The organism is Rhodospira trueperi (assembly GCF_900101965.1).
In the GTDB taxonomy this organism is placed as follows: domain Bacteria; phylum Pseudomonadota; class Alphaproteobacteria; order Rhodospirillales; family Rhodospirillaceae; genus Rhodospira; species Rhodospira trueperi.
In genome coordinates this window covers 610,072-631,465 of record NZ_FNAP01000001.1, presented here as the reverse complement: position 1 = coordinate 631,465, position 21,394 = coordinate 610,072, and the positions used below count along the sequence as shown (strand labels likewise).

17 protein-coding genes, 1 pseudogene and 1 riboswitch are annotated in these 21,394 nt (G+C 67.2%); of the genes and pseudogenes, 10 read left to right on the top strand and 8 right to left on the bottom strand.

Features of this window, described 5'->3' with window-relative positions:
* The first annotated feature begins 189 nt into the window (after positions 1-189).
* The 9 genes and pseudogenes from BLS85_RS02875 to BLS85_RS02835 all read left to right on the top strand — a co-directional run.
* Positions 190-1,542: an NAD(P)/FAD-dependent oxidoreductase gene (locus tag BLS85_RS02875; protein ID WP_218128253.1), complete on the top strand. Its 1,353-nt coding sequence runs from the start codon at positions 190-192 to the stop codon at positions 1,540-1,542.
* Between the two features lie 24 nt (positions 1,543-1,566).
* On the top strand, positions 1,567-1,944 hold the full coding sequence (locus BLS85_RS02870; RefSeq protein ID WP_092781734.1) for a DUF5368 domain-containing protein: 378 nt from the start codon (positions 1,567-1,569) through the stop codon (positions 1,942-1,944).
* A gap of 56 nt (positions 1,945-2,000) precedes the next feature.
* Positions 2,001-3,212 (top strand): MFS transporter, encoded by a 1,212-nt coding sequence (locus BLS85_RS02865; RefSeq protein WP_176793297.1) that lies wholly within the window; start codon positions 2,001-2,003, stop codon positions 3,210-3,212.
* A complete protein-coding gene (locus BLS85_RS18590; RefSeq protein WP_143027068.1) occupies positions 3,209-4,306 on the top strand; it encodes a hypothetical protein in 1,098 nt (365 codons plus the stop codon). The genes BLS85_RS02865 and BLS85_RS18590 overlap by 4 nt, the downstream gene beginning before the upstream one ends.
* Before the next feature lie 106 nt (positions 4,307-4,412).
* Positions 4,413-4,629: riboswitch (cobalamin riboswitch) on the top strand.
* A gap of 196 nt (positions 4,630-4,825) precedes the next feature.
* Positions 4,826-5,623 carry a DUF4198 domain-containing protein gene (locus tag BLS85_RS02855; protein WP_092781724.1) on the top strand — a complete coding sequence of 266 codons (798 nt, stop codon included), beginning with the start codon at positions 4,826-4,828 and terminating at the stop codon, positions 5,621-5,623.
* A gap of 51 nt (positions 5,624-5,674) precedes the next feature.
* On the top strand, positions 5,675-6,310 hold the full coding sequence (cbiM, locus tag BLS85_RS02850; RefSeq protein WP_092781721.1) for a cobalt transporter CbiM: 636 nt from the start codon (positions 5,675-5,677) through the stop codon (positions 6,308-6,310).
* Between the two features lie 14 nt (positions 6,311-6,324).
* On the top strand, positions 6,325-6,942 hold the full coding sequence (locus tag BLS85_RS02845; RefSeq protein WP_092781718.1) for a transthyretin-like family protein: 618 nt from the start codon (positions 6,325-6,327) through the stop codon (positions 6,940-6,942).
* Positions 6,943-7,165: 223 nt separating this feature from the next.
* Positions 7,166-7,948, top strand: a complete 783-nt coding sequence (cbiQ, locus tag BLS85_RS02840) for a cobalt ECF transporter T component CbiQ (protein WP_092781715.1) — start codon at positions 7,166-7,168, stop codon at positions 7,946-7,948.
* A 55-nt stretch (positions 7,949-8,003) separates the two neighbouring features.
* Positions 8,004-8,624 (top strand): annotated as a pseudogene (locus tag BLS85_RS02835) (energy-coupling factor ABC transporter ATP-binding protein); the annotation flags it as partial.
* A gap of 119 nt (positions 8,625-8,743) precedes the next feature.
* Here BLS85_RS02835 and BLS85_RS02830 read toward each other — a convergent pair.
* The 8 genes from BLS85_RS02830 to BLS85_RS02795 all read right to left on the bottom strand — a co-directional run bounded on the left by BLS85_RS02830 (position 8,744) and on the right by BLS85_RS02795 (position 20,161).
* Positions 8,744-12,322 (bottom strand): PAS domain S-box protein, encoded by a 3,579-nt coding sequence (locus BLS85_RS02830; protein WP_092781712.1) that lies wholly within the window; start codon positions 12,320-12,322, stop codon positions 8,744-8,746.
* 75 nt (positions 12,323-12,397) lie between these two features.
* Positions 12,398-14,077, bottom strand: a complete 1,680-nt coding sequence (gene ettA, locus BLS85_RS02825) for an energy-dependent translational throttle protein EttA (RefSeq protein WP_092781709.1) — start codon at positions 14,075-14,077, stop codon at positions 12,398-12,400.
* Between the two features lie 152 nt (positions 14,078-14,229).
* Entirely contained in the window at positions 14,230-14,637 is a 408-nt protein-coding gene (locus BLS85_RS02820) for a MarR family winged helix-turn-helix transcriptional regulator (RefSeq protein ID WP_218128251.1), read from the bottom strand.
* Positions 14,638-14,886: 249 nt separating this feature from the next.
* Positions 14,887-15,597, bottom strand: coding sequence for an ABC transporter ATP-binding protein (locus BLS85_RS02815; protein ID WP_425438457.1), 711 nt, complete (start codon positions 15,595-15,597; stop codon positions 14,887-14,889).
* A complete protein-coding gene (locus BLS85_RS02810; protein ID WP_092781703.1) occupies positions 15,594-16,364 on the bottom strand; it encodes an ABC transporter ATP-binding protein in 771 nt (256 codons plus the stop codon). Before BLS85_RS02810 ends, BLS85_RS02815 begins: the two co-directional genes overlap by 4 nt.
* A complete protein-coding gene (locus BLS85_RS02805) occupies positions 16,345-18,231 on the bottom strand; it encodes an ABC transporter permease (RefSeq protein WP_092781700.1) in 1,887 nt (628 codons plus the stop codon). The genes BLS85_RS02810 and BLS85_RS02805 overlap by 20 nt, the downstream gene beginning before the upstream one ends.
* 31 nt (positions 18,232-18,262) lie before the next feature.
* Positions 18,263-19,495: an ABC transporter substrate-binding protein gene (locus BLS85_RS02800; RefSeq protein ID WP_092781697.1), complete on the bottom strand. Its 1,233-nt coding sequence runs from the start codon at positions 19,493-19,495 to the stop codon at positions 18,263-18,265.
* A gap of 189 nt (positions 19,496-19,684) precedes the next feature.
* Positions 19,685-20,161, bottom strand: a complete 477-nt coding sequence (locus tag BLS85_RS02795) for a DUF123 domain-containing protein (RefSeq protein ID WP_245699046.1) — start codon at positions 20,159-20,161, stop codon at positions 19,685-19,687.
* Between the two features lie 383 nt (positions 20,162-20,544).
* Between BLS85_RS02795 and BLS85_RS02790 the strand changes: the two genes are divergently transcribed.
* The gene (locus BLS85_RS02790) at positions 20,545-21,390 is read left to right on the top strand and encodes a hypothetical protein (protein ID WP_092781694.1); all 846 of its coding nucleotides are present in this window, start codon (positions 20,545-20,547) and stop codon (positions 21,388-21,390) included.
* Positions 21,391-21,394: the final 4 nt, after the last annotated feature.

Below are 21,394 nucleotides of genomic sequence, written 5' to 3'. Positions count from 1 at the left end.
CCCGCTAGAACCAGAGTACGGAAAGCCCAACCATACGCGCGCGCGGTCCGGCCCGAAACCCCCGAGAGCGGGAAACGGCATTTGCATTAGAAACTACTTATATATATATTGGGACAAACAGCCAAGACGGTCGCGCTCCCCGCGCGCCGCTGCATCCAATAAGACACTGTACAGGGAGGGCCTCGACCCATGGAACCGTTCACCAACATGCCGCCGGGGATGGGGCTGGACCGCCGCACCCTGCTGAAACTGGGCGCCGCCGGGTCGGTTCTGGCCGGCATGGGCGGCATTGCCGCGCGGCCCGCCGGAGCGACGCCGGTCTCGGTAGAGACCACGGCGAAGATCGTCGTCATCGGAGCCGGCGCGGCCGGTCTGGCGACGGCCTCGCGTCTGTCGAAGCGCCTCAAGGGCGCCACGATCACGCTGATCGACGCCCGCAAGCGCCACCTGTATCAGCCCGGCTATACCTTGGTCGCCGCCGGCCTGAAGCCCCAGGACTACCCGATCTCCCGCACCGAGCAATACGTTCCCGCCGGCGTGGACTGGATCCAGGAGGCCGCCGAGGAGATTGATCCCGAGGCCGGCAAGGTGGTCACCGAAAGCGGCAAGGAGGTGGCCTACGACTATCTCGTCGTCGCCGCCGGCATCCACCTGGACTACGACGCCATCGACGGCATGGAGATCAATCAGATCGGCAAGGAGGGACTGGGCAGCCACTACCTGGGCCCCGAGGCCGCCTACGCCACGTGGCGCGAGATGTCCCGGTTCGTCGAACTGGGCGGCACCGCCGTGTTCCAGCGTCCGGCCACGGAGATGAAGTGCGCCGGCGCGCCGCTGAAGTACACCTTCCTGATGGACGACCGACTGCGCCAGCAGGGCACGCGCGCGAATAGCGAGGTGATCTACGTCGCGCATACCGATAACCTGTTCAGTGTGCCCATCGTTCATGAGAAGGTCCGCATGCTGTTCGAGGATCGCGGCGTGGACGTCCGCTATAGCCATGTCCTGCGGGAAATCGACCTGGGCAGCAAGGAAGCCGTGTTCGAAGCCCCCGATGGCGTCCAGACGATCAAGTACGACTTCATCAACGTCATTCCGCCGATGCGCGCGGCCCAGGTGGTGCGCGACAGTCCGCTGCCGTGGCAGGATGGATCGGCCTGGGCGCGCGACGGCTGGATCGAGGTGGACAAGCACACCATGCGCCATCCGCGCTATCCCAACGTCTTCGCGGTCGGCGATAACGCCGGCGTGCCCAAGGGCAAGACGGCGGCCAGCGTCAAGTGGCAGGTGCCGGTGGCGGTCGATCATCTGGTCGCCGATATCGCCGGTGTGGACAGCGACGCCGTCTACGACGGCTACACCTCGTGCCCGCTGATCACCCAGATGGGCCGCGCCATGCTCATCGAGTTCGACTACAAGAACAACCTGACGCCCTCGTTCCCCGGCGTCATCGCGCCCCTGGAGGAACTGTGGATCACCTGGGTGATGAAGACCATCGCCCTGAAGCCGACCTACATCGCCATGCTGCGCGGCGAAGCCTGACGACGGACCGGAAGGAGCGAAACCATGGCTGGATTTGATTTTGCCGTCTACATTTCGGTGTTCGTGGAGATGATGGGGAGCCTGCTGTGGGTGCTGGTCGCCCTGGCCGTCGCCGGTACGGCGGGCTTTCTGTTCGTGGTCTCGCGAGAGGGCACGATTCACAGCCGTCGCCTGTTGCGCGCGGAACTGCTCGGGGTGTTGGGTGGATTCGCGGCGCTGGCCCTGATGGCCTACGTGACCATTTCGGGATTTACCGATGCCGGCGGGCCGGTGGACTGGCTGTTGATCGGCATCATCTGGGGGGTGGGGCTGGCCGGAACGACGATCGTGGCCTATGCGATCATGGGCCTTGTTGACATCATGCTGGGCCGCGTGCCCGGACGCCCGGCCCGCGCGGGCTGAGTCCCCAAGCGGGCGGCCGGTCGTCCCCGATCCCGTTCCGGAGAGGCATCCGATCCGTGCCCCCTGCTCAGAGCCTTGACCGCACCCGCTGGTCCGTCGTCCTGACGGTGTTGGTGGGGGGCATCATCGCCGCCCTGCATGTCGGCAAGGTGCCCCCGGCGCTGGACGTGCTGCGGATTGAGCTGGGGCTCGGCATGGTCGCGGCGAGTTTCATCGTCTCCACCTTCAACATCCTGGGCATGACCCTGGGCCTGTTGGCCGGCGTGCTGGCCGACCGCATCGGCCGGCGCCGGCTGGTCGGCCTGGGTCTGCTGTCGATGGCGCTGGGCGGTCTGCTGGGAACGCTGGGGGGAGGCTATGCCGGGCTGCTGGCCGGGCGGGTCTTCGAGGGCCTGGGCTTCGTCGCCGTCAGTGTTGCCAGTCCCGCTCTTCTGCTGGCGGCGACGGCGCCCAATGACCGTGCCCTGGCCCTGAGCATCTGGAGCGTGTTCATGCCAGCCGGCATGGCGCTGGCTCTGATCATCTCGCCCTGGGCGCTGGAGGCGGTGGGCTGGCGCGGCCTGTGGCTGGGGATCGCCGCCGTGGCCCTGGTGGGCGCGGTGGCCGTGCGTCGCGCCACCGCCGGCCTGAAGGTTCACGCGCCGCCTGTCGGGCCGTCGTGGCGGGTGCTGGGCGAGACCCTGACCCGCCCTGGCCTGCTGCTGCTGGGCGCGATCTTCGGGGCCTATGCCTTCCAGTGGGTGGCGGTGATGGTGTGGTTGCCTACCTTCCTGCCCGCCGCCCTTGGTGTTGCCTCGGACACGGCGGCGCGGCTGACGGCCCTGGTGGTCTCCATGAACGTGTCCGGCAACCTTCTCGGTGGCTGGCTGCTCAGGCGCGGGCTGCCGGCATCGGGCGTAATGATGACCGTGGCCGCCGTCATGGCCGCCTGCGCCTGGGGGCTGTTCTCGCCCATCCTGCCCGAATCGGCGCGGTTCGCCCTGGTGCTGGTGTTCTCCGGCGTCGGCGGCATCATTCCGGCGGCGCTGTTCGCCTCCATGCCGGCCCAGGCGCCGTCGCCGCGCCATCTGGGCGCCGCCAACGGCATGCTCATGCAGGGCTCGAACATCGGCCAGTTCCTGGGGCCGCCGCTGGTCGCCGCCGCCGTCACCGCCGCCGGAGGGGCCTGGTCAGGAGCACTCGGCCCCGTGCTGACGGCCGCCGTCCTCTGCATGATCGCCGCCGGCCTGTCCGGCCGTCGCGCGGGCCGCCCGGATCGGGTTTCTTGACATCCAAAGGGCACCGTCGCTTCCTGTGTCTGTCGTCCGGTTTCACGCGTCACAACCCTGGACCACAAGCGGACACGACGAGACGGTCCCCTGGAGCGAAACCCGGGCCGATCCGCGATCCGGGCGCGCAACCGGCAGGATGGGGACGGGACATCAAAGCAAATCAGGGGGGCAGTTTTATGTCCTGCGGAAGTCAAGAAGAACATTGGCGCACGTTCTACGAGAGCGCATGGCATGAACGCGCGCAATATATAAATGACTTGATTGAAGCGGGAGAGCACAGCATCGTGCGCTGCATTAACAAGCTCAGAGCAAAGGAAAGAAGGTTTGTTCTGATAGCTGAAGAAGATTGCAGCGCTTTGAGTTGGAGGCCGAAATTCAATGTAACGGCGACAGGTTATCTGCCGTCTGGCGTTCCGATAAATACATCGAGATCTCTTGAGGGGCAACCTGCCAGAATTCCCTTTTATACAAACCCTGCTCTAACTGAATTCATATTGGATTTTTATTTTGAAGCCGGACCATACGATGCTGTTATAGAATTAGGCAGCGGATTGGGTGCCAGCCTGTTCGAGACATATTATGCTGGACTGCCTGCTGATCTTCCTTTGTTTGGGGGAGAGCTGACAGAAAGCGGCGTCGCTTTGTCCAGGAGGCTGGCTGCTCTGGACGCCCATCTGAATGCCGTATTTTTTCACTTCGATCACCTCGCGGCCGATCTGTCGATCATTAAGGAACGAAAATTCGAGAAGGTGCTTGTCTACACTTCGCATTCGATTGAGCAGGTGGAGGCCGTTCCCTTGTCGTTTTTTCGGGAAATCGCGGCCTGCGCCCCATCCGTCACCGTTCTCCACTTGGAACCATTCGGGTTCCAGGTTCGAGCGACAACGCCCTCGCGAGTTGAACAACAGCAGCTATTTCGGCAGAATAGATGGAACAACAATCTAGTCTCCGCCTTAGACGAGGCGGTCCAGGAAGGTATCTGCCGAAAGGAATGGGTCAGCCTGGATACGTTCATTCCCGTCGACACGTGCAATTCAACTTCGCTCCTGGTTTGGACCAACATCCCATCAGAAACAGGAAGCGAAACGTGAACTTGCCCACGTCCCTGCGTTGATGTCGCAGTTCGCGGGTGTGTCTGCAACGACTGCACCGCCCGGACAACGGACCAAGTCCCTTGACATCCCAGGCCCAACGTCGCTTTCTGATCCCGTCGTTGGTTCCCGGACGCCAAGCGCCCGGGACAAAAGGGAACACGGTGCGGCGTACCCATCAGGGGCCAAATCCGTGGCTGCCCCCGCAACTGTGAGCGGCGAGCCGGCTTCGACAGGCCACTGAGGCGGACAGAGCCTCGGGAAGGCGAAGCGTCAGGCGACAACCCGCGAGCCAGGAGACCTGCCAGCGACCCGCGACGCCCCGACCACGGGCGGCGCGGAACCCACCGGACGCCGGGGTGCGCGTCTGGCGTTGGGACGCTGGCGGGCTGCCCCCTTTCCACAGGCGCTCCCGATCGGCCCTCCGAACGCCCTCACTCCCCCGACCGTCCTTTCACTGACCGCGCCGTCCGGGCTGGCCGCCCGCGTGGCCGCGCGCATTGGGAGCGACGAGACACCATGACCGTTAAAAAGACCGCCCTCGCGGCCCTGACCGCCGCCGCCCTGACCATCCCGGCGGCGGCCAACGCCCACTTCCAGCTCAGCTACACCCCAGAGGTGCAGATCGAGCGGCCGGGCGACGTGCCGGTCAAGCTGATCTTCTGGCATCCGTTCGAGAACGGCCACGTCATGGACATGGGCGAACCGCTGGAATTCTACATGATCCATCGGGGTGAGAAGACGGACCTGATGGACACCGTCGCGCCGATCACCTTCCAGGGCGCCGACAACAGCGCCGCCGCGTTCGAGGCCAGCGTGCCGGTCAAGCGCGCCGGCGACTACGTGCTGGTGACCGTCCCCGCCCCCTATTACGAGGAAAGCGAGGACATCTACATCCAGCAGATCACCAAGGCTTACCTGAACCGGGGCACCCTACCGACCGACTGGATGGAGGCGCAGGGTCTGCCGACCGAGATCGTGCCCCTGAACAAGCCGACCAACGTGATCGCCGGCTCCACCTTCTCCGGCGTGGTGCTGTCGAACGGCGAGCCGGTGCCCGGCGTCGAGATCGAGATCGAGTACATGGCCGCCGAACCCGACATGGACGCCAACAGCACCACCGAGCCCACCGTCTCCCCCATGCCGGGTGGTGCCGTGGTGGCCGTCACCGACGCCGACGGCGAATTCACCTTCGGCATCCCCAAGGCCGGCTTCTGGGGCTTCGCCGCCCTGGGTTCGGGTCCCGAGACCGAGCACGAGGGCAAGGAACTGAGCCAGGACGCCGTGATCTGGATCCGCGCCTACGATCTTCAGTAACGCCACCTGCAGTAACGCCACGCTCGACACACCCGAACGGAGGGGATCGCCTTGCACATTGTTGACGGAGCCCTGAGCGCCCCGGTGGTGATCGCCGGCAGCGCCGTCGCCGTCGGCGGCATCGCCCTGGGCCTGCGCTCGCTGAGCCTGGAAAAGATCCCCGCCGCCGGGGTTTTGAGCGCGACTTTCTTCGTCGCAGCGCTGGTGCATGTGCCCATCGGGCCGTCCAGCGTGCATCTGATCATGAACGGTCTGGCCGGGCTGGTGCTCGGCTGGGCCGCCTTTCCCGCGCTATTCGTCGGATTGTTGTTGCAGGCGGTGTTTTTCGGCTTCGGCGGGGTGACCGTGCTGGGGGTGAACACGGTCAACATCGCCCTGCCGGCGGTGCTGGTGGGGCTGCTGTTCCGGCGCGGCGCGGCCAGCGCCGACGGCCGCGTTGCGGCGCTGAGCGGCCTGCTGGCCGGGTCGCTGGCCATCGTCCTGACCGCGCTCACCGTGGCCCTGGTGCTGTGGCTGTCCGGTGACGAGTTCCTGGCCGCCGCCAAGCTGGTGGTGCTCGCGCACCTGCCGGTCGCGGTCATCGAGGGCCTGATCTGCGCCGCCGCCGTGACCCTGATCCACCGCGTCAAACCGGACCTGTTCGACGCCCTGACGCCGCCCCCATCCGCGTCCGCGCGCCCCGCTTGAGGAGGCTACGACCCATGAAACGCATCGTACCCTTCGCTGGCGCCGTCGTTATGCTGTTGGTCATAGGTGCCGGCCCGGCCCTCGCGCACAAGGTCTTGGCCGGGGCCTACCCGGCCGGAGACGTCATCGAAGGCGAAGTCGGGTTCTCCAACGGTGACATGGCCGCCGATACCCTGGTCGAGGTGTTCGACGAGGACGGCACCAAGATGGGAGAAGCCCGCACCGACGCCGACGGCTATTTCACCTATACGCCGACCCAGCAGGTTACCCACGTCTTCAAGGCGGACCTGGGTGCCGGCCATGTGGCCACGTTCACCCTGGACGCCAGCGATGTTCCGGCGGTCGCGGGTGCGGCCGCCCCGGACTCCGGGACGGGGCCCGAACCGGCCGCGTCCGCCGCCGCCGCAACGCCGGAAGCCGCCGCCCCGGCAGCGATGCCCGCCGACCTGACCGACCAAATCGCCGAGGCGGTGCGGAACGAGGTCCGCCCGTTGCGCCGCGAGATCGCCGCCTACAAGGAAAAGCACGACCTGCAGACCGTCCTGGGCGGCATCGGCTATATCATCGGCCTGTTCGGGCTGGCCTTTTTCCTGATGGCGCGGCGTCAGACCCGGGGTCAAGCAGCGGAATGACGCGGTCGGGGTTCGCCAGGATCCTGTTCGGTCGACGTGTCCGGACTCCTTCCCCCACCAGCGGGACGTTGGGAGGGGGGCGAGTTGGGTTTCGCGCCCGCGGTGCTTGCCGCGTCAACCCCACCCCAGCCCTCCCCTCTCCAGGGGAGGGAGTCCGGCCCTTGCCCTCCGATCCGGATCGAACATCCTGTCAGCGGATGCCAACGGTTCATCTGGTATCCGCATGAGCCACGCTCTTGGTCATGCGCAGTCGGTGGCCCCCACCACGCCCGGCCCGATCCAGGCCGTGGACCCGCGCGCGCGGATTCTGGCCGCCGTGGCCTTCGCGCTCGTCACCGTCTCGCTGAAGAGTCTTCTTGTCCTGCTGGCGCCGCTGGCGCTGGCGGGCGCTGCGCTGCTGGCGGCGCGGCTGCCCCCCGGCCCGACCCTGAAGCGCATGGCCCTGATGGACGGTTTCATCGTCTTCATCCTGGTGCTGCTGCCCTTCACCATGCCGGGCGACCCGGCGTTCACGCTGTTCGGCTGGCCAGCCTCCTGGGCCGGGCTGGAACGCGCCGCCGGCATCGCGCTGAAGGCCAACGCCATCGTGCTGATGTTGCTGTCGCTGGTGGGATCCATGGAACCCACCACGCTGGGCCACGCCCTGGCTCGCCTGCGCCTGCCGGAGAGCCTGGTGCATCTGCTGCTGTTCACGGTGCGCTACATCGCCGTCATGGACGACGAATACCGCCGCCTGCGCCGCGCCATGAAGGCGCGCGGCTTCCGCCCACGCACCAACGGTCATACCTTCCGCACATTTGGCTACCTCATCGGCATGCTGCTGGTTCGCGCGCTGGAACGGTCCGAGCGCATCCTCCAGGCCATGAAGTGCCGGGGCTTCACCGGGCGTCTGCCGCTGCTGGACGATCTGCGGTACGCTCGGCGGGACGCGCTGTTCGGCGTTGGGACCGCGACCGCGCTCACCCTTCTTCTGATCCTGGACGTCTGGCATGCCGGTTTTGTTTGAGGTCTCTGACCTGGTTTTCGCCTACCCTCGACGTCCCCCGGTTCTGAGCGGGGCGTCGATGACTCTTGCGGCCGGTGAGCGGCTGGCCATCACCGGCCCCAACGGCGCCGGCAAGAGCACGCTGATGCAGGTTCTGGTCGGGCTGCTGCGTCCCCAGGCGGGCCGGGTCGTGGCCTTCGGCGCCGAGCGGCGCGAGGAGGCGGACTTCCACGAGGTCCGGCGCCGCGCCGGCTATGTCTTCCAGGACCCGGACGACCAGTTGTTCTGCCCCACGGTGGCCGAGGACGTGGCCTTCGGGCCGCTGAACCTGGGCCGGAGCCGCGCCGAGGCCTTGGCCGTGGTGGATCGGGTGCTGGGCGACCTGGGTCTGTCGGACTTCCGCGACCGGGTGACGCACAAACTCTCCGGCGGTGAAAAGCGGCTGGTCTCGCTGGCCTGTGTTCTGGCCATGGACCCGGACGTGCTGCTGCTCGACGAGCCCAGCAACGCGCTGGACGAGGAAACCACCGCGCGCATGGTCGAGATCCTGTGCGGGCTTCCCCTGGCCATGGTGATCGTCTCGCACGACGCCCATTTCCGCCGCAAGATGGCCACGCGGAGCCTGCGCCTGGACAAGGGCGCGCTGGCCCCGTACGAGCCCGCGTGCCGGCATGCGGGGGCGGCGGACAGGGCATAGAAGAGCGGGCACGGCGACATGGAGACGGCCCCGGGGCCCTCTCCGCAGAGGGTCGGGTTGATCGTGCCCGAAGCGATGGTGAACCGAGTCGACGGGCGGAATGACGCAACGGCCCGCGTCTACCCATCCAGGGCGCGGATCGCGGCCTCGGCCTCCTCAAAGGCGGGTATGAGCTGATCCTGCAAGGTCTTCGGTGTTTCGGTGTCGCCGTGGAACAGAGCCTGTTCGATCTGCTTGCTCAGGGCGCCCAAGCGCAATGCCCCGGCTGAGCGGGAGGCGCCGGAGACCGTGTGCGCGGCCTTGCGGGCGGCGTCGTGGCGGCCCTCGTTCAGGGCGGCCAGGGTCTCGTCCAGGTCCACCTTCGTGCAGACGAGGAACTCCTCCAACAGGCCCTGGAGCATGGTCATGTCCCCCCCGACCAGGTCCAACATGTAGGAGGGATCGAGCACCGGCGCCTCCTCCGGCGCGATGGTGCCGGCGAGGGCGGCGGCGGCCTTGTCCTCGGCGGTTGGAGCAGTGGGAGCGTTGTCCTCGACGTTGGGGGGCGGCTGGGGCGACGGCGTCGCGTCCGCCTTGGTCTCACCACGTGGCGGCGACAAGGCGTCGGGCGTCAGCAGTCCCACCGGCGTGGCGCGACGGATCTCCAGGGCCCGCGGCAGCCACCGGCGGATGACCGCCTCCAGGTCGGCGACCACCACCGGCTTGGTCAGGTAGTCGTCCATGCCCCGGTCCAGGCAGTCCTGGGCCGTGCCCGCGATGGCGTCGGCGGTCAGGGCGATGATGGGAGTGCGTGGCCTGTCCTCGCCTTCGGTTTCGAGTTGACGGATGTGTCCAGTCAGTTCGTAGCCGTCCATTTCCGGCATGTGGCAGTCGGTGATCACCAGTCCGTAGCAGCGAGTTTCGAACAGGGCGAGGGCTTCAAGGCCGTTTTCCGTCAGATCGCAGACCACGCCAATACGGTCCAGCAACATGCGAATGACGGTGCGGTTGGTCGGATTGTCCTCGGCCACCAGAACGACGCATTCCTCGACCTCGGCCAGCGGGCGTTCCGGGGCAATGTACCGTCCTGTTCCGCCGCCGACGGGACGGTCGGCATGGCGGCGCCGGTGGGGGCTGAGGGACTCTGCCGACAGCCGCCCCAGGGCAATGGCCAGGGTGTGCGCGATATCGTATCCGTGCAGCGGCCACCCGAGCACGGCGGATACGCCATCGCGCTGCGCCAGACGACTGGTCTCGCTGCTGCCCCTGGGAACGACGACCAGAACGCGGGGCGGCGACGGCGCGCCGATCCGCAGGATATCATCAAGCAGGCGGGTGCCGGGTTCGCCCTCGACGCGGCGGTCGAGAATGATGGCATGCACCGGTCGTTCCCGCACCAGCGCGAACATCAGGGCGGACTTGACGGCGTCGGAATCCGGGGCCGAGATGGCCTCGGCCCCGGCCCATTCCAGAATGCCGGTGACATGCTCGCGTACGGACGGGCTGTCGCTGGCAATGATGATCCGGGCGCCGTCGATGGGCGGCGGGCTCAACTCGCGCCGTTCGGCGAGGGGGCGTAGCGGAACCTCGAACCAGAAGGTCGAGCCCTTGCCCGCAACACTCTCCACGCCGATCCGGCCGTCCATCAACTCGACCAGGGTGCGGCAAATCGACAGGCCCAGACCGGTGCCGCCGAACCGCCGTTGGGTGGAGTTGTCGGCCTGCGAGAACGGCTGGAACAGCCCGGACATTTGGTCTTCGGTCATGCCGATGCCGGTGTCGGATACCTCGAACCGGATCAAATGCGGCGCCTCGAGGTCCGCCGGGTGCTGGGCGTCACCGTCGGCGAGCGTCACCGTGATGCTGACATGGCCGCGTTCGGTGAACTTGATGGCATTCCCCGCGAGATTGACCAGGATCTGGCGCAGCCGATGGGGATCGCCGGAGTAATGGTCGTGCATGTCCATGGAGGCGCGGCAGATCAGATCCAGCCCCTTGGAGGCCGCCTTGGGGGCAACCAGATCGGCCACCCGCTCCGTGACCTGCGTCAGAGAGACGCTGACGGCCTCCAGGGTAATGTGTCCGGCTTCGATCTTCGAAAAGTCCAGGATCTCGTCGATGATGTTCAGAAGCGCGTTGGCGCTTTCGGTGACCACCTCCAGCATGTGACGTTGATCGGGGTCCATACGGGTCTGCGCCAGCATTTCGGCCATGGTCAGCACACCATTCATCGGTGTGCGGATTTCGTGGCTCATGGTGGCGAGGAACGTGGACTTGGCGCGGGCGCTGGCCTCGGCCGCCTCGCGGGCCTCGTCCAGCGCCTGGGCCTGATCTTTCATGTCGGTGATGTCGAAGACCCAGGTCAGGATGGCGGCCTGTCCTTCGAAGTTCAGGCGGCGCATGGAGATGAGCACCCAGCGATGGTCCGTTTCTCCGCTGGTCAGCTTGGCCTCGACATGTTCCACCGCCTCGCCCGCGACGACCCGGGTCTGCAACGACCGCATCAATTCCGGATTCTCGAAGTCCAGGCCGAAGTTGATCTTGCCGTTGCCGTCCATCTGCTGGCGACCGATCTTGAAGAACAGCGGGTTCCAGAACAGGAAACGGCCGTACTCGTCGGCGATGCCGACGGCGATGGGAGCCGTCTCGATGATGTCGAGCAGCTCCATTTCCGTTTTTTCGCGATCTTTTTCAGCGCGGCGCCGATGCTCGATCTCGCGCTTCAGATACTGTGTGCGTTCCTCGACTTTTTGTTCCAGGAAGTCGTTGGCCTCTTTGAGTGCGGCCTCGGCATAGCGGCGTTCGGTGATCTCCACGCCCAGTTCGCGGGTCCGCTCCTCGATGCGGTACTGCAACTCCGCGTGCAGGTCGGCCATTTCCTCGCGGACCTGATGGCGGTGATTGACGTCCTGGTACCAACTGACGATGGCGTCCTGTCCCTCGAAACGGGTCGGCTGCCAAGAGACCTGGAACCAGTGCGGTATCTCCCGCATCTTATCGTCGGCGCGCGTGAGCAGCCTGACCTCGTGTTCGATCACGCGCCCGCGAACCGCATACAGTTCCTTCAGGCGTGCGCTATCCTGTGGATCCACGTAGATGTAGTTGAAGTTCTTGGCCTGAAGGGCGGCCAGATCCTGTCCCAGCAACTGGGCCAGCCGTTGGTTGGCCATCAGAACCTGTCCGTCCGCCAGTGTCACGGCGATGCCGAATGGACTGCGTTCGATCAGCGCGCGCAGTCTCTGTTCGCTATCCCGCAGGATCTGCTCGGTCTGTTGGCGGTCGCTAATGTCGCGTGCGACGGTGACGACCAGATCGCGGTCGTCGCGGACGATGGCTCGGGTGCGCATCTCGACCGGCACCAGGGTCCCGTCCTTGCGGCGGTGAACCCCATTGTGGGCCAAGGTGACACCGGACGCCTTCGCCTTCTCACACCCGGCGCTGATCTGCTCGGCCGAGACCGTGGTTTCGAAGTCCGCGACCGACATTCCGGCGAGTTCGGCACGGTCATAGCCGAGCGACGTGCACGCCGTATCGTTGAAGGCGCAAAGGCGGCCCTGAAGGTCATGGATGAAAACCGCGTCCGCCAGACCATCGAGAAGCTGGAGGGTCTCGTCTTGGCTGGGACCCGCCCCAGAGCAGGGCGTGATGGCGGTGTGCGCCGCGTCCTGCTCCGCCGCATCGGGCTCGGTTCCGCTGCCGTTCGCGCTCGCGCTGGACATCGCCTCGTTCTCCCTCGTCGCCACGACAGGATAACGCCGACGTCCGCGCGCGGGAAGGGTGGGGCGGCGCCCCGTCTAGCGCGTGATGGGCTTGTATTTGATGCGATGCGGCTCGGCGGCGTCGGCGCCCAGGCGGCGCTTCTTGTCCTCTTCGTAGGATTCGAAGTTCCCCTCGAACCATTCGACGTGGCTGTCGCCCTCGAACGCGAGGATATGGGTGGCGATGCGGTCGAGGAAGTAGCGGTCGTGCGAGATGACCACGGCGCAGCCGGGAAACTCCAGCAGCGCTTCTTCCAGCGCGCGCAGGGTTTCCACGTCCAGGTCGTTGGTCGGTTCGTCGAGCAGCAGGACGTTGGCGTGGCTTTTCAGCATCTTGGCGAGGTGGACGCGGTTGCGCTCACCGCCGGAGAGCTGACCGACTTTCTTCTGCTGGTCCGGACCCTTGAAGTTGAACTGGCCGACATAGGCGCGCGACGGGATCTTGCGCTTGCCCAGGTCGATTTCATCCAGGCCGTCGGAGATCTCCTCCCAGACGGTCTTCTTGGCGTCCAGGCTATCGCGGCTTTGGTCCACGTAGCCGAGCTTGACCGAGTCACCAATACTCAGGGTGCCGGCATCCGGGGTGTCCTGGCCGGTGATCATGCGGAACAGGGTGGTCTTGCCGGCGCCGTTGGGGCCGATGACGCCGACGATGCCGCCTGGCGGCAGCTTGAAGTCCAGCCCCTCGATCAGCAGCCGTTCGCCAAAGCCCTTGGTCAGGCCCTCGGCCTCGATCACCCGGTTGCCCAGCCGCTCGCCCGGCGGGATAGAGATGGAGAGTTGGTCCGGCCCCCGGTCGGCGGCGCGGCTGACCAACTCGTCGAACGCCGTGATACGCGCCTTGCTCTTGGTCTGGCGGGCCTTGGGCGAGGAGCGGATCCACTCCAGTTCCTGGTTGATGGCGCGCTGGCGGGATTTCTCCTCACGGGCTTCCTGTTCCAGGCGCTTGGCCTTCTGTTCCAGGTAGGTGGAGTAGTTGCCCTCGTAGGGTATACCGCGCCCGCGGTCGACTTCCAGGATCCACCCCGTGACCTGGTCGAGGAAATAGCGGTCGTGGGTCACGGCCACCACGGTGCCCGGGAACTCCTCGAGGTGGCGTTGCAGCCAAGCCACCGATTCCGCGTCCAGGTGGTTGGTGGGCTCGTCCAGTAGCAGCATGTCCGGTCGCGACAGCAGCAGGCGGCACAACGCCACCCGGCGCTTCTCACCGCCCGACAGCTTGGAGACCTCGGCATCGCCGGGCGGGCACCGCAGCGCGTCCATGGCGATTTCGACGTGACGCTCGATATCCCAGCCGTCGGCGGCGTCGATCTTCTCCTGAAGGTCGCCCTGCTCGGCCATCAGCGCGTTCATCTCGTCGTCGTCGGTGACCTCGCCGAACTTGGCCGAAACCTCCTCGAACCGGTCCATCAGCGCCTTGATCTCGCCGACGCCGTCCATGACGTTGCCCATGACGTCCTTGGACTCGTCCAGATGCGGTTCCTGCGCCAGATAGCCGACGCGCACGCCGTCGGCGGCCCAGGCCTCACCACCGATGTCGTGATCCTCGCCCGCCATGATGCGCAGCACCGTGGACTTGCCGGCGCCGTTCGGCCCGAGCACGCCGATCTTGGCGCCTGGCAGGAACGACAGCGTCAGGCCTTTCAGGATCTCCCGCCCCCCCGGGTAGATCTTGGACAGGTTCTTCATGACGTAGACGTACTGGTAGGCGGCCATGGGCTCCTCCGGGAGGGGCTGGATGTTGCGCGGACACAAACGGCGGCGCCGCGCCACAGGCACGGGCCGGACCACGGGCATCCGGTTCGGATGGCGCCCGTTCTATCGCAGCGGGCGCGGCGGAGCAATGGGGTGGGGGCGCGGTGTCCCGATCAGGTGATCCGCTGCAGCAGCCTGCGGAGGGTCTCGCGCTCCTCGGCGGATAGGGGCGCGAGGGCCTGGGCGGTCACCCGGGGCGCCTGCGTCTTGGCGCGTTGCAGCATGGTATGCCCGTCGCCGGTCAGGGTGATGAGCAGCTTGCGGCGGTCCTCGGGTGAAGCCGCTCTCTGGATCAGGCTCCGGGTCTCCAGGCGTCCGACCACTCCCTTGACGGTCGCGACATCCATGGCCGTCAGGCGGCCGAGCTGATTTTGGGAGGTCGGTCCGACTTCCTCGAGCCGCGCCAACACGGCGAATTGCATCGGCGTCAGCTCTTCCTTGATGTGCTCCGCAAAGAGGCTGAGATAGCGCTGGTACGCCTTGCGCAACTGGAACCCGAGCTGTTCGTCCAGAATGAACATCTGCCCCATTCGCCCTGTGCTGCCGCTGAATAAGTCCGCCCCATTGCTGTTCGTTGGCCCGGGGCGGAAATCGGGTCCGCGCCATCGGGCGGTCACACTATAGCAGCATAACAACCGAAAGGAACCAGAAGGCCGGGCAAAAATTGCGTCCTTTTGTTTATACAATTCATAGGTAATTGTATATGATGTGCTTGTCCGCCGCGCTACGTTCCCGAAAGATCACATGTGGATCAACAAGTCCCGGAAACGTCACACGCAAAGCGCGCTATCCCGGATGTCACTCCGGCTGTCAAGCTCCGCCATTGTGCCGTGGAAGCGCACCCGGCCGCGATCGATCACGGTCACCCGATCCGTCAGGGATCGGGCGAAGCGGCTGTTTTGCTCCGACAGCAGAAGGGCGAGTCCCTGGGTTTTCATGGCGCCCAGCGCCTCGGCCATCTGATCGACGATGCGCGGGGCCAACCCCTCAGACGGTTCGTCCAGCAGGACAAGCGCCGGGTTGCCCATCAGGGTGCGGGCGATGGTCAGCATCTGTTGTTCGCCCCCGGACATCTGGCCGGCGCGCCGACGCCGCAACTCGGCCAGATTCGGGAACAGCGCGAACAGCATGTCGGGCGTCCAGTGCGGCACCCCCGGGCGGGGTGGCCGGCGGCCGACCGCCAGGTTCTCGTCCACCGTCAGGTCCGCGAAAACACGGCGGTCCTCCGGCACATATCCCATCCCCAGGCGCGCGATACGGTGGGTCGGCAAGCCAGAGATCGATTCGCCGTTCAGGCGGACGTCGCCGCTCACCCGGGACATCAGACCCATCAAGGCGGCGAGCGTCGTGCTTTTGCCGGCGCCGTTGCGGCCCAGCAACGCGACCACCTCGCCCGGGCCGACGCGCAGGTCGATGTCGAACAGCACCCGGGCGCGTCCGTACCAGACGCTCAGGCGCTGCGCTTCAAGCAGATCGGTCACGTCGAAGCCTCCGCGTCCGCCCCCGTTTCGCCCAGATAGATCGCGCGTACGCGCGCATCCGCCCGGATCGCCGCCGGAGGCCCCTCCGCCACCAGTCGCCCTCGGTCCATCACTAAGACGCGCTCGGCATGGCCGAACACCACCTCCATGTCGTGTTCTGTGAAGACTACGGCCACCCCGCGTGAGCGGCTCACCGAGACCGTCAAATCCATCAAGTGGGCGCGTTCGCCCGGGGCCATGCCGGCGGTGGGCTCGTCCATCAGCAGCACACGGGGATCGTGCGCCAAGGCGATGGCAAGATCGAGCCGCTTCAGGTCGCCATAGGCGAGGCCCGCCACGGCCCGTTCGGCGAGGTCCGCCATGCCCACCAGCGACAGCAGGCCGTCGGCCTCCTCGCGGTACAGCCGCTCGGCCCGGGTCCAGGGCGACCACGCCCGCCGGTGATGGGAGATCAGCGCGGCCTGGACGTTCTGGCGCAGCGTCATCGAGGTGAAGGTGGCGGTAATCTGGAATGTTCGCCCCACACCCAGACGCCACAGCCGGCGCGGCGGCAGTCCCGTGACATCGCGGCCGAACAGGGTGATGCGCCCGGCGTCGGGCCGCAGTTGTCCACCCAGCATGTTGAACAGGGTGGTCTTGCCGGCGCCGTTGGGACCGATCAGGGCGACGATCTCTCCCGCACCGATCCGGACGCCGACGTCATCGACGGCGCGCACACCGCCGAAGGCCTTGCAGAGGTCCATGGCCTCAAGGGCGGGCGCGGTCATCGGCCTCTCCCTCCGCCGTCGTGCGCGACCGGTCGAACAGGGGCGCCACCCGGCGCCGCCAGAGTCCGGCAAGGCCCTCCGGGAACGCCAGCACGAGCACCACGATCACCGTGCCCAGGATCAGCTTCCACAGGTCGGTGGCGCTGCTGACGTGGATGGCCAGTGCCTTGAACACGCCGGCGCCCACGAGCGGCCCCGTCAGGGTGCCGAGACCGCCGAGCAGGACCATCACCAGCCCGTCCACGGACAGCGGAATGCCGAGAACATCGGGGAAGACGCTGCCCTTGAGGCCGGCATACAACGCTCCCGCCAGCCCGGCGAAGCCGCCCGCCAGGACGAAGCACAGCCATTGCAGGCCCCGGCGATCAAGGCCAATGGCGTCCGCCCGGCGCGGGCTGTCCCGGCAGGCCCGGATCGACTGACCCAGGGGCGAGAACACCAGATGTCGGATCGCCGCGATGGCCGCTGCGCACAGGGTCAGCGTCATCAGATAGTGCACGGCAGGATCGGTCGCCCAGCGGCTCGGCCAGACGCCGAGAATGCCGTTGTCGCCGCCCGTCACCTCCGTCCACTGGAACACGATCGACCAGAGAATCTGGGCGAACGCCAGGGTGAGCATGGCCAGATAGACGCCAGACAGGCGCACGCAGAACCAGCCGAACATGGCGGCCCCGGCCAGAGCCAGGGCCGGCCCGGTCAGCAGCCCCCATTCCGTCGCCACGTTGGCGTACCGGACCAGCAGGGCCACGCCGTAGGCTCCCAGGCCGAAAAAGGCGGCGTGGCCGAAGGAGACCATGCCGCCGACGCCCATCATCAGGTGCAGGCTGGCGGCGAACACGGCGAGAATGAGAATTTCGGTCATCACCGACAGGGTATACGGCCCCGCCACCAGGGGCAGCGCGGCCAGGGTGGCGGTCAGCGCGGCCGCCACCGTAAGGCCGCGTCGGTCCATCGGGCGCCAGGGCGCATGGGCCACGTCCAGGCCGGCGCGAACCTCGCTTTCCGCGCGGCCGAGCAGCCCGTGGGGGCGGATGACCAGCACCACCGCCATGACCAGGAACAGCAGTACCATGCTGATCTGCGGGAACAGAAGAATGCCGAAGGCATTCAACTCGGCCACCAGCAGCGAGGCCAGGAAGGCACCGGGCACGCTCCCCAGGCCGCCGATGACCACGATCACAAAGGCCTCGACGATCACCTGCATGTCCAGGGCGTGATGCACGGCCTCGCGGGGAATCTGGAGCGCTCCGCCCAGCGCCGCCAGGAACACGCCCAGGGTGAAAACGCCGGTGAACAGGCGCGCCTGATCGACGCCCAGCGCGGCGACCATGGTCCGATCCTCGGTGGCGGCTCGGATCAGCACGCCCCAGCGAGTGTGCCGCAGGCCCAGCCACAGCAGCCCCAACACCAGCGGTCCCAGGGCGATCAGCACCAGATCATAGGCCGGGAACGGGTGCCCCAGGATCGAGACCGCGCCCTCCAGTCCGGGCGCGCGCGGCCCCAGCAGGTCCTGAGGCCCCCAGATCATCTTGACCGCGTCCTCGGCGATCAGCGCCAAGCCGAACGTCGCCAGAAGCGGAAAGAGCTCCGGCGCGCTGTAAATGCGGCGCAGCACAACGATCTCAACCAGGGCGCCGAGCACCGCGACCACGGCGGCGGCGGCCAGCACGCCGCCCCAGAAGCCGAGCGGCCCGCTCCACGCCGTCGTCAGGGTCCACGCCACATAGGCCCCCAGCATGTAAAACGAGCCGTGGGCGAAGTTCACGATCCGCGTGACGCCGAAGATGATCGACAGCCCGCTGGCCAGCAGGAACAGAGAGGACGCGCTGGCCAGCCCGGTCAGGGCCTGGATGACGAGGAAGTCCATGCGGCCAGCCCCTCCGTCCGCGCGGCGGTGTCTATTCCGGCCGCAGGGCCTTGGCCTCCTCCTCGGAGGGCAGCACGTTGGCGCCGTCCACATAGCGGAAATCAACCATCACACCCTTGCCGTCGCGCAGCGCGGTGCGGCCGACATACGCGCCCATGGTGGACTGATGGTCGGCGGCACGGAAGGTGATGGGGCCGAATGGCGTGGCGACCTCAATGCCCTTGGCGGCCGCGATCAGGGCCTCGGTCTCGGTCGAGCCGGCCTTTTCCACGATGGCCGCCGCCGCCTTCAACGCCGCGTAGCCGACCACCGAGCCCAGGCGGGGATAGTCGTCCCATCGGGTCTGGTAGGCGTCCAGGAACGCCGTATGCTCGGGCGTGTCGATGGACGGCCAGGGATAGCCGGTGACGATCCAGCCGTCCGGCGTCTCCACACCCAAGGTGTCCAGGTACTCCGGCTCGCCGGTGATGAGGCTGACCACGTCGCGGCCCTCGAACAGGTCGCGCGTGTTGCCCTCGCGAACGAACTTGGTGAGGTCGGGACCGAAGGTGACGTTGAAGATGGCATCCGGCTCCGCCCGGGCGAGCGCCTGGACCGTGGCACCGGCGTCGATCTTGCCCAGGGGCGGCCATTGCTCCTCCACCCATTCGATGTCCGGGCGCAGCGTGGCCATGGCCTCCTTGAACGCGGCCACGGCGGCGGTGCCGTACTCGTAGTTGGGCGCGATGGCCGCCCAGCGCGTGGCGTCGAGCTTCGCCGCCTCCTCCGCCAGCATCTTGGCCTGCATGGAGGTGCTGGGCCTCAGCCGGAAGGTGACCGCGTTACCCTTCTCCCAGACGATGGCGTCGGTCAGGGGCTCGGCGGCCAGGAAGAACACACCGCGCTGGTGGGCGAAATCGGAAACCGCGAGGCCGACGTGTGAGAAGAACGTGCCCATCAACAGGTCCACGCCCTCGGCGCTGACCAGTTCATTGGCGGCGGTCACGGCATCGCCCGGATGGCCGCCGTCGTCGCGGTCGAAGACCTCCAGCGGTCGGCCCAGCACGCCACCGGCGGCGTTGACCTCCTCCAGCGCCAGGGTCCAGCCCATGCGGTACGGCTCGGTGAAGGAGGGAAGGCGGGAGTAGCTGTTGATCTCGCCGATGCGCACCGGCTCCTGCGCCGAGACGGCGGCGGGGCTCAGGCTTCCGGCCGTTGTTGCTAGGGCGAGCAGACCCGCGATACCCGTCAGGGCGCGCCGGCTGATGCCGTGTGTCCGAACCATTCTCAAGCCTCCTGTGTTCAACGGCATGCCATGGGGACGCCGAGCAGACATGGGACGCGCAACCGAACACGCAACATCAGGCCCCGCGTTGTGTTTGCTTTCCGAGACCGGTTAAAGGGCGCCGGCCACGCGGGGGACCCGACTTGACCGGATCGGGCATGCCAGCGCAAGCCCCAAATTCCGGCGCGGTTAAATTTCCGCGTCATCAAACTCCACCAGATGTGCCGGGCAGCGTCGGCAGTCGCTCGCGCCGAAGCCGGGCACCGGGACGGCAACGGCGAGGCGGGCGCGGGCCTCTGCGATCAGGGCGCATTCGTGACCTCCCGGTTGGACAAACACACCCTGAAGCACATCCGCCGTGCATGTGAGCCAATCCACATGCCAGCGTCTGGCCTTGTTCGCGCGGGCATGGCGGCGGACGCGGGCCCGCAGGCCGCCGGGGCCGCGCGCGCTGCCAGCATACAGATACCATCCCGGCGTCAGGGCCGTCAGGTCCGGGCGCGAAAGGCGCGGCGGCAGCGCCGTGGCCGACACCAGCCGGAGGGCGAGGAGATACGCTCCGGGGCCGGTGGGCGCCTCGGTCTCGATCTCGCGCGGATCCAACCACGGGTCCCAAGCCTGGGTCAGCATGTCGGGCAGCACGACGAAAGCGGCGTGATCAGTCATCGCGGTGTTTCCAAGCGGCTTTGATCTCTCAATGCGTTTGAAGGACCGACGACCGGACAGCCCCGCTCCGCCACCTCCCACCCGTCGGGAGGACGTTGGAAGGGTTTAGGGCCTGTGGCGGCTCCCGCGTCAATCCCATGAGCACCCGTCACCGATCCAGGGACGGCACGCGGTTCGTGTTCAGGGCGACCGCCCCATGTCCACAAGAAAGCGGCAGCTCTCCTCCCCGCAGGTCCATCGAAAGAATGGCCGAAGGGCTTTTTTCGCGTTTACCGCGCGGGCAGGGTGGCGTAAAGTTGTAGACCGTAGAAAGGTTGTGGGCTGTCGTGGCGGTGTTCCTCGTCCGTGATGGGGGATGGGGCGTCGGGGCAGGGGAGGGCCACATGGTCGGACGGACTTTGTTCGGAAGATTCGCGGCGCTGCTGAGTGTGCTCGCCGGTCTTGCCGGTCCGGCGCACGCGGACGACGCGGCCCTGTTCTCCGATGTCTTGGCGGCCATGAATGCCCGTCTGGCCCCGGGACAGGTGGTGATGTCGGCGCCGGCCGATGCCCTCCACGCGGCGGCCCGCTCGGTGGCGTTGGAACGCGCCGAATCGGCGCCCGCCGCGCTGTCGATGATGGGCAGTGTCGCGCGGGCGGCGCGACCCGACGCGGCCGGCCGTTTGGCTGTGGTGGAGGGGATCGGCTCGGCCCTGAACGCGTTGGTGGGCGCGGGGCGGCTCGACGCCGCGACGCGGAACAGCCTGTTCGCGGAGGTGGCTCAGGCGACCGGGATGGGGGAGGTGTCCGGCGCGCCGTCGGCGGCCATGCCCATGCAGGGGTTTGACCCGATGCCGCGCGTCGCTCCGATCGCGCCGGCCCCTTCGAGGGAACTGCCCCCGCCGCCGGTTCCAGCCGATCCAGCGGCCGTGGCGAGGCCGGCGCCGGTGCTGGCCGCGCCGCCGCCCGCGTCGGTGGCACCGGGTGACCTGCCGTCGCCGTACCCGCTGCCGCCGGGTTATGCGCCGCCCTATGCCAGTGGGCCGGTTGGCGTGCCACCCGGGTACGCCGGACCACCGGGATATGCCCAACCGCCCGGGTATGCCGCGCCCGGGTATGCCGTGCCCGGGGCTGTCGCGCCGTCCTATCCAGCGCCGGGGTACGCCGCGCCGCCGGTTGATCCATCCATCATGGACCTGCCGCCGGGCGCCCTGCGGCCGGTGCCGGAAACAGCGGCGAGCGGGTTCTGAAAGC

Bases quoted from the DNA above. Each gene is read 5' to 3' on its own strand.
- BLS85_RS02875 (WP_218128253.1), top strand. From the start codon at position 190: ATGGAACCGTTCACCAACATGCCGCCGGGGATGGGGCTGGACCGCCGC.
- BLS85_RS02870 (WP_092781734.1), top strand. From the start codon at position 1,567: ATGGCTGGATTTGATTTTGCCGTCTACATTTCGGTGTTCGTGGAGATG.
- BLS85_RS02855 (WP_092781724.1), top strand. From the start codon at position 4,826: ATGACCGTTAAAAAGACCGCCCTCGCGGCCCTGACCGCCGCCGCCCTG.
- BLS85_RS02845 (WP_092781718.1), top strand. From the start codon at position 6,325: ATGAAACGCATCGTACCCTTCGCTGGCGCCGTCGTTATGCTGTTGGTC.
- cbiQ (WP_092781715.1), top strand. From the start codon at position 7,166: ATGAGCCACGCTCTTGGTCATGCGCAGTCGGTGGCCCCCACCACGCCC.
- BLS85_RS02830 (WP_092781712.1), bottom strand. From the start codon at position 12,322: ATGTCCAGCGCGAGCGCGAACGGCAGCGGAACCGAGCCCGATGCGGCG.
- ettA (WP_092781709.1), bottom strand. From the start codon at position 14,077: ATGGCCGCCTACCAGTACGTCTACGTCATGAAGAACCTGTCCAAGATC.
- BLS85_RS02820 (WP_218128251.1), bottom strand. From the start codon at position 14,637: ATGTTCATTCTGGACGAACAGCTCGGGTTCCAGTTGCGCAAGGCGTAC.
- BLS85_RS02810 (WP_092781703.1), bottom strand. From the start codon at position 16,364: ATGACCGCGCCCGCCCTTGAGGCCATGGACCTCTGCAAGGCCTTCGGC.
- BLS85_RS02805 (WP_092781700.1), bottom strand. From the start codon at position 18,231: ATGGACTTCCTCGTCATCCAGGCCCTGACCGGGCTGGCCAGCGCGTCC.
- BLS85_RS02800 (WP_092781697.1), bottom strand. From the start codon at position 19,495: ATGGTTCGGACACACGGCATCAGCCGGCGCGCCCTGACGGGTATCGCG.
- BLS85_RS02795 (WP_245699046.1), bottom strand. From the start codon at position 20,161: ATGACTGATCACGCCGCTTTCGTCGTGCTGCCCGACATGCTGACCCAG.
- BLS85_RS02790 (WP_092781694.1), top strand. From the start codon at position 20,545: ATGGTCGGACGGACTTTGTTCGGAAGATTCGCGGCGCTGCTGAGTGTG.